The organism is Nostoc sp. C057, from assembly GCF_013393925.1.
GTDB lineage: Bacteria > Cyanobacteriota > Cyanobacteriia > Cyanobacteriales > Nostocaceae > Nostoc > Nostoc muscorum_A.
On sequence record NZ_CP040281.1, the window covers coordinates 5,361,427 to 5,376,704 of the forward strand.

The 15,278-nt window shown below is 42.4% G+C and carries 15 protein-coding genes; 7 read left to right on the forward strand and 8 right to left on the reverse strand.

Translation table 11 applies throughout. From position 1 onward, the window contains the following. Window positions 1–23: 23 nt before the first annotated feature. Entirely contained in the window at window positions 24–1,115 is a 1,092-nt protein-coding gene (pdxA, locus tag FD724_RS22935) for a 4-hydroxythreonine-4-phosphate dehydrogenase PdxA (protein WP_179074212.1), read from the reverse strand. Between the two features lie 207 nt (window positions 1,116–1,322). On the opposite strand from pdxA, the gene FD724_RS22940 reads away from it, so the two are divergent. The 6 genes from FD724_RS22940 to FD724_RS22965 all read left to right on the forward strand — a co-directional run bounded on the left by FD724_RS22940 (window position 1,323) and on the right by FD724_RS22965 (window position 6,753). Then, window positions 1,323–1,427 carry a PetM family cytochrome b6-f complex subunit 7 gene (locus tag FD724_RS22940; protein ID WP_012410508.1) on the forward strand — a complete coding sequence of 35 codons (105 nt, stop codon included), beginning with the start codon at window positions 1,323–1,325 and terminating at the stop codon, window positions 1,425–1,427. 428 nt (window positions 1,428–1,855) lie between these two features. Further along, complete coding sequence (locus FD724_RS22945) at window positions 1,856–2,854, forward strand: SDR family oxidoreductase (protein WP_179074213.1); 999 nt, start codon at window positions 1,856–1,858, stop codon at window positions 2,852–2,854. A 573-nt stretch (window positions 2,855–3,427) separates the two neighbouring features. Beyond that, window positions 3,428–4,345, forward strand: a complete 918-nt coding sequence (locus FD724_RS22950) for an NAD(+) kinase (protein ID WP_114082959.1) — start codon at window positions 3,428–3,430, stop codon at window positions 4,343–4,345. 354 nt (window positions 4,346–4,699) lie between these two features. Next, window positions 4,700–5,386, forward strand: a complete 687-nt coding sequence (gene nblR / locus FD724_RS22955; protein WP_179074214.1) for a response regulator transcription factor NblR — start codon at window positions 4,700–4,702, stop codon at window positions 5,384–5,386. Window positions 5,387–5,548: 162 nt separating this feature from the next. Continuing rightward, complete coding sequence (locus tag FD724_RS22960) at window positions 5,549–6,055, forward strand: DUF192 domain-containing protein (protein WP_179074215.1); 507 nt, start codon at window positions 5,549–5,551, stop codon at window positions 6,053–6,055. Between the two features lie 470 nt (window positions 6,056–6,525). Further along, a complete protein-coding gene (locus FD724_RS22965; RefSeq protein ID WP_012410503.1) occupies window positions 6,526–6,753 on the forward strand; it encodes a DUF2949 domain-containing protein in 228 nt (75 codons plus the stop codon). Between the two features lie 340 nt (window positions 6,754–7,093). Here the strand turns inward: FD724_RS22965 and FD724_RS22970 are convergent, their stop codons facing one another. From FD724_RS22970 to leuS, 5 genes are all read right to left on the reverse strand, one after another. Continuing rightward, window positions 7,094–8,248, reverse strand: a complete 1,155-nt coding sequence (locus FD724_RS22970; protein WP_163929068.1) for an alanine--glyoxylate aminotransferase family protein — start codon at window positions 8,246–8,248, stop codon at window positions 7,094–7,096. 1,256 nt (window positions 8,249–9,504) lie between these two features. After that, window positions 9,505–9,654 (reverse strand): hypothetical protein, encoded by a 150-nt coding sequence (locus FD724_RS41735; protein ID WP_306297072.1) that lies wholly within the window; start codon window positions 9,652–9,654, stop codon window positions 9,505–9,507. Between the two features lie 26 nt (window positions 9,655–9,680). After that, on the reverse strand, window positions 9,681–9,899 hold the full coding sequence (locus FD724_RS41740) for a DUF5615 family PIN-like protein (RefSeq protein ID WP_306297073.1): 219 nt from the start codon (window positions 9,897–9,899) through the stop codon (window positions 9,681–9,683). 80 nt (window positions 9,900–9,979) lie between these two features. After that, window positions 9,980–10,225 carry a DUF433 domain-containing protein gene (locus FD724_RS22980; protein ID WP_306297074.1) on the reverse strand — a complete coding sequence of 82 codons (246 nt, stop codon included), beginning with the start codon at window positions 10,223–10,225 and terminating at the stop codon, window positions 9,980–9,982. Window positions 10,226–10,429: 204 nt separating this feature from the next. After that, the gene (leuS, locus tag FD724_RS22985) at window positions 10,430–13,045 is read right to left on the reverse strand and encodes a leucine--tRNA ligase (RefSeq protein WP_179074216.1); all 2,616 of its coding nucleotides are present in this window, start codon (window positions 13,043–13,045) and stop codon (window positions 10,430–10,432) included. 170 nt (window positions 13,046–13,215) lie between these two features. On the opposite strand from leuS, the gene FD724_RS22990 reads away from it, so the two are divergent. Further along, window positions 13,216–13,671, forward strand: coding sequence for a gamma-glutamylcyclotransferase (locus FD724_RS22990; protein WP_114082964.1), 456 nt, complete (start codon window positions 13,216–13,218; stop codon window positions 13,669–13,671). 16 nt (window positions 13,672–13,687) lie between these two features. Here the strand turns inward: FD724_RS22990 and FD724_RS22995 are convergent, their stop codons facing one another. Both FD724_RS22995 and FD724_RS23000 read right to left on the reverse strand, forming a co-directional pair. Continuing rightward, window positions 13,688–14,302 (reverse strand): anti-sigma factor, encoded by a 615-nt coding sequence (locus tag FD724_RS22995; RefSeq protein WP_179074217.1) that lies wholly within the window; start codon window positions 14,300–14,302, stop codon window positions 13,688–13,690. 157 nt (window positions 14,303–14,459) lie between these two features. Beyond that, a complete protein-coding gene (locus FD724_RS23000) occupies window positions 14,460–15,116 on the reverse strand; it encodes a sigma-70 family RNA polymerase sigma factor (RefSeq protein WP_114082966.1) in 657 nt (218 codons plus the stop codon). Window positions 15,117–15,278 lie beyond the last annotated feature (162 nt).

The window sequence follows — 15,278 nt, forward strand, 5'->3', positions numbered from 1 at the left end:
CTAGTTATAAATCATGAAATAATTCATAGTTTTCTCGCCGCCAACCTTTGACTAACCAATTCAGCCGCTAAATGTATCGCTGCTTTCATACTCGTAGCATCAGCAATTCCCTTACCCGCAATATCAAACGCTGTTCCATGATCTGGTGAAGTCCGAACGAAAGGAAGACCAATAGAAGTATTAACTGCCCGATCAAACGCCATCAGCTTCACAGGAATTAAGCCTTGGTCGTGATAAAGTGCCAAGTAGCCATCAGCAGGATTTTGTACTAAGGAATTTCCATACCAAGCCTGACCAGGTTTAACCCACATGGTATCTGGCGGTATTGGCCCATCTAGTTGTAATTTTGGTCTGTTTTGCCGCTCTTGCTCTAACCAAGGAATTAACCAATCTTGTTCTTCATATCCAAGTTGTCCCTGTTCGCCACTGTGGGGATTCAAACCTGCGATCGCAATTCTCCCATTCTCTATGCCAAAGTCTTTCTCCAGGCACTCCACCAGCAAATCCAATTTCTGTGTCAACAACTGTGGTGTCAACGTATCCGCTACTTGACGGAGGGGAATATGTGTAGTGGCAAGTAAAGCGCGGAGTGTCCAGCCAGTATGGGGTGATCGCGCTACAAATAACATCCCAAAACGGTCAACACCTGACTTGTGTGCCAAAAGTTCCGTTTGCCCTGGATAATTATACCCTGCGGCTTTCCAAGCAGATTTAGCGATCGGCCCCGTGACTATCCCATCAAATTTACCAGCGAGTGTTTGTGCGATCGCATATTCCATATAGGCAAAACTAGCCGCACCACTGGCCGCATTACCTATTCCGGGAATAATTTGACCTTTAATTTCTCCATCCAATTGCACATCACAGACAGACAACTCTTCTGGATTTGCCAAAGGTGCTAAATTCTTGATTAAATTCAATTTATGATAGGTCTGTGCCAGCAAATCCCCATTACCCACCACTGTTACGTCGTATTTTTTACTAATTTCCGGTTCTGCTAAAGCTTTTAAAATCACCTCCAGCCCAATACCCGCCGGATCTCCCAGTGTCAGCGCCAAACGTGGGCGATTCTTTTTGCTAAAATTCACTAAATCACCTTGATTATTTTGATACATAAAATTTATTCATAATTATTATCATTAAAATTTTCCCCATCCCCCTTATCTTCCGCTCTACAGTAGGGATTGCCCCCCAAACCAGTAGGGATTACTTGCTAAACTAGTTTAAAATTATTTACACAGGTCTAATCCTACAGTAACTATTGAAAAGCTTCTGCTAGACCTAGTTTACACACACTAATTTGCATAAGGAGAATCACACCAATGGGCGGCGAAATTTTGAATGCAGCTATATTGTCCTTCGGTTTAATCTTCGTGGGCTGGGGCTTAGGCGCATTGTTACTGAAAATTCAAGGCGGAGAAGAATAACTTCTACGATGAGAAGGAGTCAGAAGACAGAATTCAGAATTCAGAATACCCCAGCAGTCAAGTCAGGGGTAACAATCGGAAAGAATTTTTTCTTCTCCACGATTAAAATCGGGGCTTTAAACCTCGATTCTCCATCCAGTCGCACAGAATCCATTCTGGATTCTGGCTTCTGAATTCTGAATTCTTCTTTGGTATTGACTATTAAGAGGGAAGAGGTTTTTCTCTGCCTTGAAAAGTTCTGTTCGCCCCAAGGTGGCGTTCATACTTTTCGCTAACTGGGAAAAAAGCTTGTCCGTTTACCGGACAGCAATTTTCCCATGAATTTTTCCATAACAAACGATTTTCTTAGAAAAGATGTAAACTTTTGTTTACATAGGTTATTCTGATAACATTCTTTTCATAAAACATTAAAATTTATTACAAACCTCATGACATTATTAATCGTCGGTGCCACTGGCACCTTAGGAAGACAAGTGGCTCGTCGGGCAATCGATGAGGGATATAAAGTACGCTGCCTCGTGCGGAGTAGTAAAAAAGCAGCTTTTCTCAAAGAATGGGGTGCAGAACTTGTACCAGGAAATTTACGTTACCCCGATACCCTAGCGGCAGCTTTAGTTGGTGTAACCCAAGTTATTGATGCGTCAACATCTCGTCCTACAGATTCACTGAGTATCAAGCAAGTGGACTGGGAGGGCAAAGTAGCATTAATTCAAGCAGCAAAAGCAGCAGGTGTAGAGCGCTTTATCTTCTTTTCAATTTTGGATGCGGATAAATACCCAGAAGTACCGCTAATGGAAATTAAGCGTTGTACAGAACTATTCTTAGCTGAGTCAGGCTTGAATTATACCATCTTGCGGCTAGCTGGTTTTATGCAAGGGTTAATCGGTCAATATGGGATTCCCATTTTGGAAGGACAGCCAGTTTGGGTAACAGGTAATTCTTCTCCCATTGCCTATATGGATACTCAGGACATTGCTAAGTTTGCAATCCGTGCATTGAGTGTGCCCGAAACGGAAAACCAAGCTTTTCCTGTAGTTGGTACTCGTGCATGGATTGCAGAAGAAATCATCAACCTGTGCGAACGCTTATCTGGAAAAGATGCCAGGGTAACGCGGATGCCAATCAGCGTACTGCGTGCTGTGCGGGGCTTAATGCGGTCTTTTCAGTGGGGATGGAACGTAGCCGACAGGCTAGCGTTTACAGAAGTATTGGCTAGTGGTAAACAGCTAAATGCTTCAATGGATGAAGTATATACAGTTTTTGGCTTAGATCCGCAACAAACCACAACTCTAGAAAGCTATCTCCAAGAGTATTTCAGCCGGATCATGAAGAAGCTCAAAGAGGTAGACTACCAGAAAAATAAAAATAAAAAGCAGAAACCTAAAAAAACTCCTTTTAAACAGTCTTCAAAAGCCAATAGTCAATAGTAATTAGAGAAGATACATTAGTCATGAAACTCTACACTCTGGATATTTGACTTCAGGCTACATGACCAAAAATGTGTAAAGATTATCGAAAACTTAGGTAAAAGCCCTGTCCTTCTAGGACGACTTTAATTCTCTAAATTTGTCTTGAAAGTTTCCGGTGATTGGTATAATCAAACAATATCACAGGTAGAATAACCGCTAGCACAAATGGATAACCAACCCCAATACGACTGGCTAGGAAATAATAATGGTTAGTGGGCGGCGAAAACCACGATAAACATAGCTGGGGTAGCAAACGCTCACCCATACCAGAAAAGTCAAAAACTTGTTAATTAAGCGTACCGTGGGGCACACGGAAACAAGGGGAGAAATCCTCTAAAGCTTGGGGAGATAAGCCCTCTGGGGCTGTCTAAATTAGGCTCAAAACTTGGTTCAATTGAACGGGTTTTTGGTTTAAGTAATGCCGAAAGGCTAGGCAGTTTAAAGGTGTATCAATGAACCAAGAATCCTCATGCTTTCAGGCTAGGGAGTGTCAAATAATACAAAGCATCGCCTAAACTTGGATATTTGAGTGTGCCGAAAGCAGGCATTATCTACAATGACGTTAAACCGATAGCGGGTCGTGTCGCTATCGAGTTGAAAGACAAGCTAACCGCAGCCGGTTGGGATGTGTGTATCACATCAAGTATCGGTGGAATATTGGGCTACTCTAATCCAGATAGTCCTGTATGCCACACCCCCATTGACGGTCTAACGCCCCCTGGTTTTGACTCAGATATGGAGTTTGCAGTCGTGTTAGGGGGAGACGGCACTGTTTTAGCAGCGTCTCGTCAGGTAGCCCCCTGTGGTATTCCACTATTAACAGTGAATACCGGCCACATGGGATTTTTGACAGAAACTTTCCTGAATCAATTGCCCCAAGCACTAGAACAGGCAATGAATGGTGAGTATGAAATTGAAGAACGAGCCATGCTCACCGTCAAAGTATTTCGGGGAGAAGCAGTGCTGTGGGAAGCTCTCTGCTTGAATGAAATGGTTTTGCACCGAGAACCTTTGACCTCTATGTGCCATTTTGAAATTGCCATAGGTCGTCATGCACCAGTAGATATTGCGGCGGATGGTGTGATTGTTTCTACGCCTACAGGTTCTACAGCTTACTCATTGAGTGCTGGTGGTCCAGTGGTGACTCCTGGTGTACCTGTTTTACAGCTAGTACCCATTTGTCCCCATTCTCTAGCTTCTAGAGCATTAGTATTTCCAGATACTGAATCGGTCAACATTTATCCAGTCAACATTCCTCGGCTAGTGATGGTGGTGGATGGTAATGGAGGGTGTTATGTCCTACCAGAAGATAGAGTATATATGGAGCGATCGCAATATAGTGTCCGATTTATTCGCCTGCAACCGCCTGAGTTTTTCCGAATTTTACGAGAAAAATTAGGTTGGGGTTTACCACATATTGCCAAACCAACTTCGGTAGAATTACCGTAATGATTGGGCATTGGGAATGGGAAATGGGGAATAGGGGGACAAGGGGACAAGAGGTGAGAACTTGAAACAAGTCTTTCCCCTTGTCCCCAATTCTCCTTGTCCTCTTCCAATTCCCAATTCCCAATTTACTGATTTCCGTCCAGAATTACTGGTATAGGGATGGTATTTGGAGTTAGTTATTAAGATTGCATCGGAGAATTCGATTGCTGACACCTGAACGTGCTAAAAGATTCTTAGCCGTGCGTCAAATCAGGATTGCTTCATCGTTAAAAACTCCTAATTGCACTTTATAACTGATGTAAAGATTTTCTCTGGAACATCTTTACAATCCCAAATCCAATATCCCAAATTGTTATGACAGTTGTTCCAAGTCCCTGTGTTTTGGTGATTGAAACCGATGAGAGCCTAGCAAATCAGCTTGCTTGCGATTTGCAAGAAGCTGGCTATGAATCGATATTGGCTCATGATGCGACCAGTGGTTTGCAATACTGTCGCGATCGCCAACCTGCTTTAATTGTTTTAGACCGGATGCTAGCAGGAGAATCAGGACTCTCATTGTGTAAAAATCTGAGAAGCACTGGTATGCGATCACCTGTGTTGATTTTAATGGCAAGGGATACCGTCGACGATCGTGTAGCTTGTCTAGAAGCAGGAGCGGATGATTACATCCTCAAACCTTACCGCTCAGAAGACTTTTTGAAGTTAATTCGCCTCTACTTAAAACCCGATGTGGATACCACGGAGCAATTACGCTTTGGGGATCTTATATTAGACATCGCAAGTCGCCGTGCTATCCACGGCGGTCGGGCAATTGACTTGACAATGAAAGAATTTGAACTATTAAAATTCTTAATGGAACATCCCCGTGAGGTGTTAACCCGCGAACAAATTTTAGAAAATGTTTGGGGTTATGACTTTTTGGGTGAGTCGAATGTCATTGAAGTGTACATCCGCTACCTGCGCCTCAAAATCGAAGATGAAGGTCAAAAGCGCCTAATTCAGACAGTGCGCGGCGTAGGGTACGTTTTAAGAGAATCCTAGTAGAGATGGCGAAAGTTTGCCTACCTTCGACAATGGGCTTGAGCCCATTGTCTAGTTAATTGAGCCTGAAAACGGCTGTGTATTACCAGATAAATAAAAACGTGAGCTTTCTAGCTTAAATTCTGTAAAATTGAAATCTAAATTACAAAATCAAAAATAATTATGAATCGTTGGCTAGGTTTATTCTCAATGTTACTGAGTGTTTTATTGATGGGCTGTTCTGTGCCAACAACGGCTAAACCTCCAACCCCCATGTCTGATTCTAAACCTCCAACCCCAGCGAGTTTAGGTCAAAAACTACCAATTTCTGCGAAAGCCATTCTTCCTAATGGCAAAACTATTCAGCTAGAAGTCGCAAAGACACCACAACAGCAACAAATGGGGTTAATGTATCGACCAGCTTTGCCAGATGACCGAGGAATGCTATTTGGGTTCGCCTCACCACAACCAGTTAGTTTCTGGATGAAAAATGTACCTGTAGCCTTAGATATGGTATTTTTACAGAACGGTGTAGTTAAATATATCCAATCTGCTGCACCTCCTTGTGCGAGTGAGCCTTGTCCTACTTATGGCCCCAACACACCAATCGATAAGGTAATTGAACTTCGCTCTGGAAGAGCTGCCGAATTGAAGTTGAAAGTGGGCGATATTGTAAAAATTGAGTTTTGAGACTTAGCTACTCTTCTAAGGATAAAGATTTGGATAGTTGCTCTGTTCAGACCGTATACTACTTAGATCTATGTTTTTTCTGTAAAAAATGTCACGTGTTGTAGCAAAAAGTCATCTGTAGCGCTACTATTTAAAAACTGTGGTAATAATGTAAAATTCTACTGTCTCCAATCTGAAATCGCTAACTTGAGGTTTGGTTGCAAAAATATTCCCTTGGGCGTAAGTGTAAATAGTCGCCAATGAGAGAGTATAGGTTAGGAATCTTTGTTACTACTTATGTAATTAAATCAAGTACACAAGTAAACAAGATGGAGTCATTGAATGAAGTAAAAATGCTGCTTGATAATTGAGCAGATGACAAGCCTCTTTTAAAGGCAAAGCAAAAAACTGTGCTGGGGTGTATAGCCAATAACGGCACAGTGACAGATGAAATACTGGCTACTGGCTACCGAGCAATGGTGAACTGATATATGACAATACATTCTGCACAAGGAGGTGAGATCCAAATGTCACCATCAAAATATTCTCGACTGATTCATTTTTTGCAAGAAGATTTGGCAATTTCCACAGCATCGCTGGCGGTTGCACTGCGCCATCGGGAGCAAGACCCAGGCCCTTTAGCAATGATTCTTTGGCAGTATGGTTTGATTACTCTAGAACAGTTAGAACAAATTTATGATTGGCTGGAGACGGCATAATTTATGCCAATTTTGGGTTTTGGATTAAAAGTCTCTATCAAAAGGCTGTTACCGGAATCTCAAACAATACTATTTATGCAAATTCTGGATCGTACTAAGTTGTCAAAGTTGGTATTATTTGGTGTCAAATAAGCTGTGTGACTCTCTCCGAAACAAATAATACTATCTAGGGCAAGTTGGTATCATTTTAAGAGAATAAAAGTATGTCACATCAACTCTACCTTGTACAAAGGTTGATATATAGGTTTATTAACTCTGACGGTTTCTACTTTTTTATATACAACAAATCAAAAGAGCGAGTTGATAATTTAACTCGCTCTTTTGATTTAGTGCTGAGTAATTAGGACTGACTAAACACTTTAACTGCTGCTGCTATACCAGATCCAGGGGTGAAGTCTTTGTATCCAAGTTCTGTTAGGGTAACTTCTAAGGATGCTATACAGCTAAGGATATCGCGATCGCTCACAAAGCCCAAGTGACCAATGCGGAAAATCTTATTACTCAAATGGTCTTGACCACCTGCTAGGGCAATATCAAAGCGTTTTTTCATCAATGACCGAATCTTATCCGATTCAATTCCCTGTGGTGCTACAGCCGTAATCGCCGGACTAGCAGAACTATCTGCTGCAAATAGGGGTAAATTCAACCCTTGAATGGCGGCGCGGGTAGCATTTTTCAGCCGTTCATGTCGAGCAAATATTGACTCTAATCCTTCCTCTTTCATCATTCGCAACGTGGTGTGTAACGCTACGATCAAGTTCACTGGTGGAGTAAATGGAGTTGTATTTTTGGCTGTGGCTTTGCGATATTTGCCTAAGTCCAAATAATATTTTGGTAGCTTCGCAGTTTTGTAAGCTTCCCAAGCCTTGGGGCTGACAGAGACAAAACCCAATCCCGGCGGAATCATATAACCTTTTTGAGAACCGGAGGCGACTATATCCAAACCCCAAGCATCTACCGGGAGATTGAATGCACCCAAGCTTGTGACGGCATCAACGATAATCAAAGCTTCACCGTGTTCTTTCACATGGCGGTTGATGCTTTCTAGGTCATTCAACACACCTGTCGAAGTTTCACTGTGGGTAATGATTACAGCTTTAATTTGCTTTTGAGTATCTGCTTGGAGTTTTTCGGCAAATACTGCGGGGTCTAAGGGTTTTCCCCATTCCACCTTAACTTCTTCTACATTCAAACCGTAGGCTTGACCAACTTCTACCCAGCGTTCGCCAAATTTACCATTAGAGCCAACTAAAATGCGATCGCCTGGAGAGAGAAAATTAATTATTCCAGCTTCTACAGCACCCGTACCACTGACATTCAGTGTCAGCACATCACTTTGAGTTTGGTGCAACCACTTCAGGTTTTCCGTCACCTCTGCCAAGATGTTGCTAAATTCACTAGTACGGTGTCCAATCGGATGCTTGGCTAATGCCAGTAAAGCAGCTTCTGGCACCGGGGTTGGGCCTGGAATCATTAGCATCAGCTTATCGTTCATGTGTCTATCCTAAAAGTCAAATAAAAGTCAAAATTGTGGGAAATTGGTTTAGTCTGGTAGCAAATTTTAGATATTCATCTACAAATTACACTCAGATCGCCACCAGTCTTGTTGTATATTTTCCAAATCCATAGGAAAAGTATCGTGGAAGTTAATGATCGGTCAGCTTGACCTTCGCAATTTCTACGAGACTCCAACTCAAATAGAACCTCTGTTCCAGGCAATCTTACCATACACTTAGACACCAGGTTAAGGCGTGTGCTAGTAGGGGAGTAGCTAAAATAGCTGAGGCTGAAGCGTCCATTTAAGCTCTCCCAATTTTAGGTATAGATATTATAAATTCTTTAATCTTCCCCATCATCGGCCTCAGTTGTTTTGATAGAAATATGCGGAATCGATTTAAATATTGTGGAAATCGTCGGTGAAAAAGCTGTGTTTTGCTTCAACCAAGGAAGTAACCGCCTACACTATGCGGAAGAGTTAGATGTCATCGTTTGCTAAGAGATAAAAGATACCCAACCAAAAGTTTTCAATCTGCCTAGGTAGAAGATTTGTTCTTTGGTTCTCATTCTCTAAAGAATACCTTTATCTATTGAGGAGGTGATGATTTTATTGCAGTCTAAATCGCTTTCATGCAGATATATAAGCCATCTCAGGCTTACTTGATGGCGATTTCTCACTGATACCTTCCAGTTTATTTGCTGCTAAATTTGAGATATTTATGCTGCTAATTGCTGCACATTTTGAAGCTTTACTCAAAGACAGGTGATGCCTATGCCTACGCTAATCAACTATAAGTTTTTATACTATACTTACAAACTTGCTACAATTGTGCTTAGTTTCGTTAGTTACCATTCATGGTGAGTCGTTTTTAACTAGTGTTCAGTTCATAAACTGTCACTCACCAGATCCCCGATTTTCTTGTAAAAGAGATATTCTTAGTTAGTGCAAGGAGTGATACCATTTCACCAAATGTTTGTCACAAGTTATCCCCGCAATACTCCCTGATAAGGGGGTGTTGCAGATTTCAAATGTTGCATCAAACAAGTGAGTTGGTATAAGCTTTTACGGGGAAGCGCTTGAGTGAGCAAAACTCTCAAGCGCTTTTTCGTGTATAAATAAAACAGTTTAACTCTTTGAACGATAATTATAGATGTTTTTAAATACACACATACCAGAGAAAAAACTACTGTTTCAATACTTCTTGAAACAGATTTTTGATGGTTTTAACATCCGTGCATTCCATCAAAATCTTTTTAAGTGACTGGACGTACCACACGAATTAGTTTTCCTTGCAACGCTTGTTCTGCTGTCACAGCCTCATCTATCCGTGATGCAAACTGTCCCCAATTAGGATTGCTCGTACAAACAATAATACCGAAGTGGTTAGAATTACGACGATGCAAACGGATAAAATCAACTCTGTTGATAGTTACAGCCGTTCTCGATCAAACCCGCCACAAAAATAAATCCTAAAACAAAGCCCAGTATTGCTTTTAGTTGTGGCACGTTTGATTGCAATTCGCTGTAATATCGAGCGTTCTTGACTTACAGCAAATGCTAGTACTTCTTTATCAGGTATACCTTGGTCTGCATTTTCTGCATCTTGAACTGTCAAAACATCATGCCCCAAAGCGCGTAATAATTCCACAACTGGAAATGGAAACTGCTCATCTAGGCTACCTCATTACGCTCAATTGCCAATTCGATTTCATCAAGATGAGCTTCTGCCTATACCCAAGCATTGGCTAAATCTGTAGCTGTAATAGTTGGATAGCTCGTCAAAAGGTCAGTATCGCTATATCCAAGGCGGCTAGCTTCCACAAGTACCCAGACAGGAATACGAGTTTTAGGGATACGAGCCTCTCCACCAAAGACTCTAGGAGTTTTCTCAATTCCTTGCCAATTGTTGCCGAGGCTTTGAGCAAGTAACTGTAACTGTATAGCCTGCAATTTTTCACGCTTGTCTGAGGGCAAGAAGTTGTTGTTCTAACTCTTTGAGTGTCACGGATGTAAACCCTTTGATGTTTGGTCAGGCTATATTTACAATTTTATCGATTGCTAAGTACAACATTTAATTAATTCGTAGCAAATTCTCTGCGTACCTCTGCGCTTCGCTTTGCGCTACTTTGCATTTAAATTTAAACCCTCAATTCACCACGATTTTAGACAAAGCTGTACTTAGCTAACTACAAAATTCACCAACTTGCCAGGCACTACAATTACCTTTTTAATCTCTTTGCCTTCGATATAACGCTGGGCAATTTCTGATTCACGGGCGTATTTCTCCAACGCTGCTTTATCCGCTTGTGCTGGTACTTGAATTGCACCGCGAGTTTTACCCATAACTTGAATAACCAAAGTGATTTCATCAGCTACCAAAGCAACAGGGTCAAATGATGGCCAAGTTTGAGTGTGAACAGAATCACTTTCACCCAACAAATGCCACAATTCATCAGCAATATGTGGTGCAAAGGGTGCAAGTAACATCACCAAAGTCCGAATACCTTCTGCGTAAATTGGTGAATTTTTGTCGGCATCACTTAGGGCATTACTCAACTTCATCAATTCGGAAATAGCTGTGTTGAATTGATATTCGTCTTCCACATCTTCTGTCACAGCTTGAATAGCCGTGTGAATCGTCCGCCGCAATTCCTTTTCAGCCTTAGTTAAATCAGATTGGGCTTTTTTACGGGATACCCCAGCCGTAATATAATCCGTCACCAAACGCCAAACCCGATTTAAAAAGCGGAATTGTCCTTCCACATCGGCTTCATCCCATTCCAGGTCTTTTTCTGGTGGTGCTTTGAACAAGATGAACATCCGCGCTGTATCTATACCGTATTTGGAAATTACATCTTCTGGCGCGACACCGTTGCCCTTGGACTTAGACATGGTGGCGTAGAGACGTTGCAAAGGTTCGCCTGTCTGAGGGTCGCGGGGGTCAGCAGAATTGACTAGATTAGAAGGAATCCATTTATCTTTACCGCCCTTATTGGGATTTAGGTAAGTTAAACCCTGTACCATCCCTTGAGTTAACAGACGTTGGAAGGGTTCATCAAAATTCAGTAACCCTCTGTCCCGGAGTACTTTAGTAAAGAACCGCGAATACAACAAATGTAAAATCGCGTGTTCAATCCCACCCACGTACTGATTTACTGGCATCCAGTCGTTTACTTTACTGGAATCGAAAACCTGTTGTTCATTTTTAGCGTCAGGGAAGCGCAAGAAATACCACGAGGAATCAATAAAAGTATCCATCGTGTCAGTTTCCCGCTTCGCTGGAGTGCCGCAAGTTGGACAAGGCACATTTACCCAGCTTTCTAACTGAGTCAAAGGTGAACCCCCTCGTCCAGTAAATTCCACCTCTTCTGGCAACTGGACTGGCAAATCTTTGTCAGGTACTGGCACTATTCCACAGTTGGGACAGTGAATTACAGGTATCGGTGCGCCCCAGTAACGCTGCCGGGAAATTAACCAATCCCGCAGGCGATATTGCACCCGCACTTTACCAAAACCTTGTTTTTCGGCGTATTCAATTATGGCTGGTTTAGCGTCTGTGGAAGCTATACCCGTAAAAGCCCCAGAATTAATTAAAATTCCTGGTTCAGTGTATGCCTGCTTATAGTCAACTTCGACAAGTTGTGTGATTCCATCAATCTCTGATGTTGGAGTTAAGTCAAAACCTGCAACATCATCTGGGGAAGCGATGACAAAATTAATTGGTAAATCGTAATTTTTAGCAAACTTAAAATCTCGGACATCGTGTGCGGGTACACCCATCACTGCCCCAGTACCATACTCATACAGTACATAGTCAGCAATCCAAATAGGCACTTCTTGCCCTGTAAACGGGTTAATTGCCACCCCACCGGTGGGGATACCTCGCTTAGGTTTGTCTTCAGAAGTACGTTCCAACTCACTTTGATTAGAAACCTCTTTAATAAAGACTTCTACCGCCGCTTGTTGTTCTTTTGTGGTGACGCGATTTGTTAAGGGATGTTCTGGTGCTAATACTAAATAACTGACACCATAAACGGTATCTGGGCGCGTGGTATACACGGCGATTTTTTCATCTATCCCGATAATGGGAAATTCTAAATAAGCGCCTGTGGATTTACCAATCCAGTTTGCCTGCATCAATTTGACCCGTTCTGGCCAACCTGTCAACTTATCCAAGTCATTGAGTAATTCTTCGGCATAGTCAGTAATCTTAAAAAACCACTGCCGTAACAATTTGCGCTCAACTATTGCACCGCTGCGCCAGGAACGTCCTTCATTATCAACTTGCTCATTTGCTAATACAGTTTGGTCAATGGGGTCCCAGTTTACGGCTGCTTCTTTTTGGTAAGCTAACCCTGCTTCCAAAAACTGCAAGAAAATCCATTGCGTCCACTTGTAATAATCTGGTGAACAAGTAGCTAGTTCACATTCCCAATCAATTGATAAACCAAGACGTTGCAATTGCTGCCGCATCTGGGCAATATTCTGATAAGTCCACTTTGCTGGCGGTACACCACGGTCAATGGCAGCATTTTCTGCTGGCAAGCCAAAGGCATCCCAACCCATTGGGTGTATTACCCGATACCCTTGCATTCGCTTGAGGCGGGCAATCACGTCAGTAATGGTATAATTACGGACGTGACCCATGTGTAGGCTGCCCGATGGGTAAGGGAACATGGATAAAGCGTAGAATTTTGGCTTGTTGCTAGCTGAAGGTGTTTTATCTAAGCCAAGTTCTAACCATGTTTTCTGCCATTTTTCCTCAATCGCTGCTGGGTTATATCGGGAATCCACCAAAAAATTCTCCTAATGGGTCTGTCTAGGTTAACCTGCTATGTCAACCTCTTAGGTTAACCTATATTGTAGGTCAACTAATCACAGATTTATATAATTGAGCATCAGCCAAATTATGCCTGAACTGCTAGTGTTTCAGGTATGGCAGCAGTCATTTGATGAAGGTTTAGATGGTTGAATCAAATATAAAATTTTCTGATTTGGTGCGGGTTTTTGTCTACGGCACACTCAAACCAGGTGAAGCTAACTATAAAAAATACTGTGCTGCCAAAGTAATTGATGTCAAAAGAGTTTTTGTAGAAGGTAAATTGTTTGCTCTGCCAATGGGCTACCCAGCAATGACGCTGGGAAATAGCAAAGTTTACGGATATTTACTTTCTTTTCCCAACCCAAGAATTTTAAATGAGCTAGATGTGCTGGAAAATTACCAGCCCACTAGACAACCACCAGAAAACCTCTATAATCGGCAAATTATCGAGGTTTATGAACCACAGTCGCTCTCTTATAGTCGGGCTTGGGTTTATTTAATGACTCTAGAGCAAGTTGCCCAATTACGAGGATTACTCCAACCTGATGGCTGGTGGAGTGGCTGTGGTTTAACCGCAAAGCACAATTATGATCTGTGAATTGTTAACTTTGCAATTAGTTTATGTCCTGTTTGGAGTCTTGCCGTTGTGGTTTTACCGGATAGATTGGATTTTCTGGAGAAGCTACTGCTGCTTTAGGAATTTCAATTACCGGGTTATTTAGTCCCACCATCAGAGGAGAAGGTGGAATTATAGAAGCTGAGGATGTTTGAATCGGTTCTTTTTGTGGTCGTTGCGCCAGTTGCGGCACATTCAAACCACCAGGTACTAAGCTAGATACTGCGCCGATTACGCAAGCAGCAACGGCTGCACCTCCCGCCATCCAGTTTAAATGGGAACGGCGGCGTAAACGTGTGAATACTTGCTGAACTGTTGCTTCTGGTGACTCTTGGGCTGTGGGGACTGGGAGAGTCCGCAAGCCTTGGCGCAGCTTTAACAGTCGGGCATACAAGCATTGAACCGAGGCATCATTTGCCAGCCATTCTTCTACTTGCCTGCGTTCGGGGGCTGTGACTTCACCATCGAGGTAAGCACTCAATAACTCGAAGCGATCGCGCTTCACCATATCCATAAGACCCGTTGATTCATTGGTATGCTTGGCCATTCCATCTGACAAATCTTGAGGAAGTTGCAAAGAAGAACGGTCGTAAAACTGAGAATCAGTAGTCATCTTAACATTATTACCAATTCATACACGGGTAAACTGGGCGGGAATTTCGGGAAAATTAGCCATTTTTCCTTCTTAAGATGGAAGCGATCTACGTCTTTATGGTAATTCTTAATCTATGCTTAAATTCTGTCATTGGGCAGAGGCAAGATCCTGTAAATTAGGAGTCTAGATAATTCTGCAAGTGAGCTTGCAGCCTCGATCTAGCTCTGGCTATTCTTGACTTCACAGTTCCTAAAGAAACTCCAGTGATTTCAGCAATTTCTTCATAAGCCATGCCCTCGATTTCTCTCAGGACAATGGTAGTACGAAAGACTTCTGGTAAATCCGCGATCGCTTCCCGCAATTGCTCGTAAAATTCTCTAGTTGTCAGTTCTTCTTCAGGCCCGGGAGTATCGCCAGCGATTTCCCAATCCATCTCACCGTCCTCTAACGAGCGGGGAGCATCCAGTGATAAAGGGCTAACAACCCGCTTGCGTTTCCGTAACTCATCGTAAAACAAGTTGGTGGCAATGCGGCTTAACCAGCCTCGAAATTTAGCAGGCTCTTGTAATCGGTTAATATTCCGATACACTCGAATCCAAACTTCTTGAGCTAAATCGGCTCTGTCAGACCAATCTGGAGCTAGGTGGTAGAGAACTCTATCAACTTGACTTTGATAGCGGCGTAATAGTTCTGAAAACGCAACACGATCTGGCCGCAGTCCCGCTTGACAGCGCAAAATTAAATCGTGGTTAGGGAGTTTGTCAACTTGCACTGATGCTTCTGGATACTTTGCATCAACCGTTGACCAGGATACAGTAATCGACTGACTCATAGATCGTACTGGCTCTAAATCATCCCTATCTATTAGACCTGCTAATGGGACAGAAGTTCCATGCTAAGGTGACGGATTTATGACTGGAACACGGAGGCAGACAATTTTGGATACATTTATAGCAATAAGGTGAGCCACTTTTTCCTTATACTGCTTGCATAG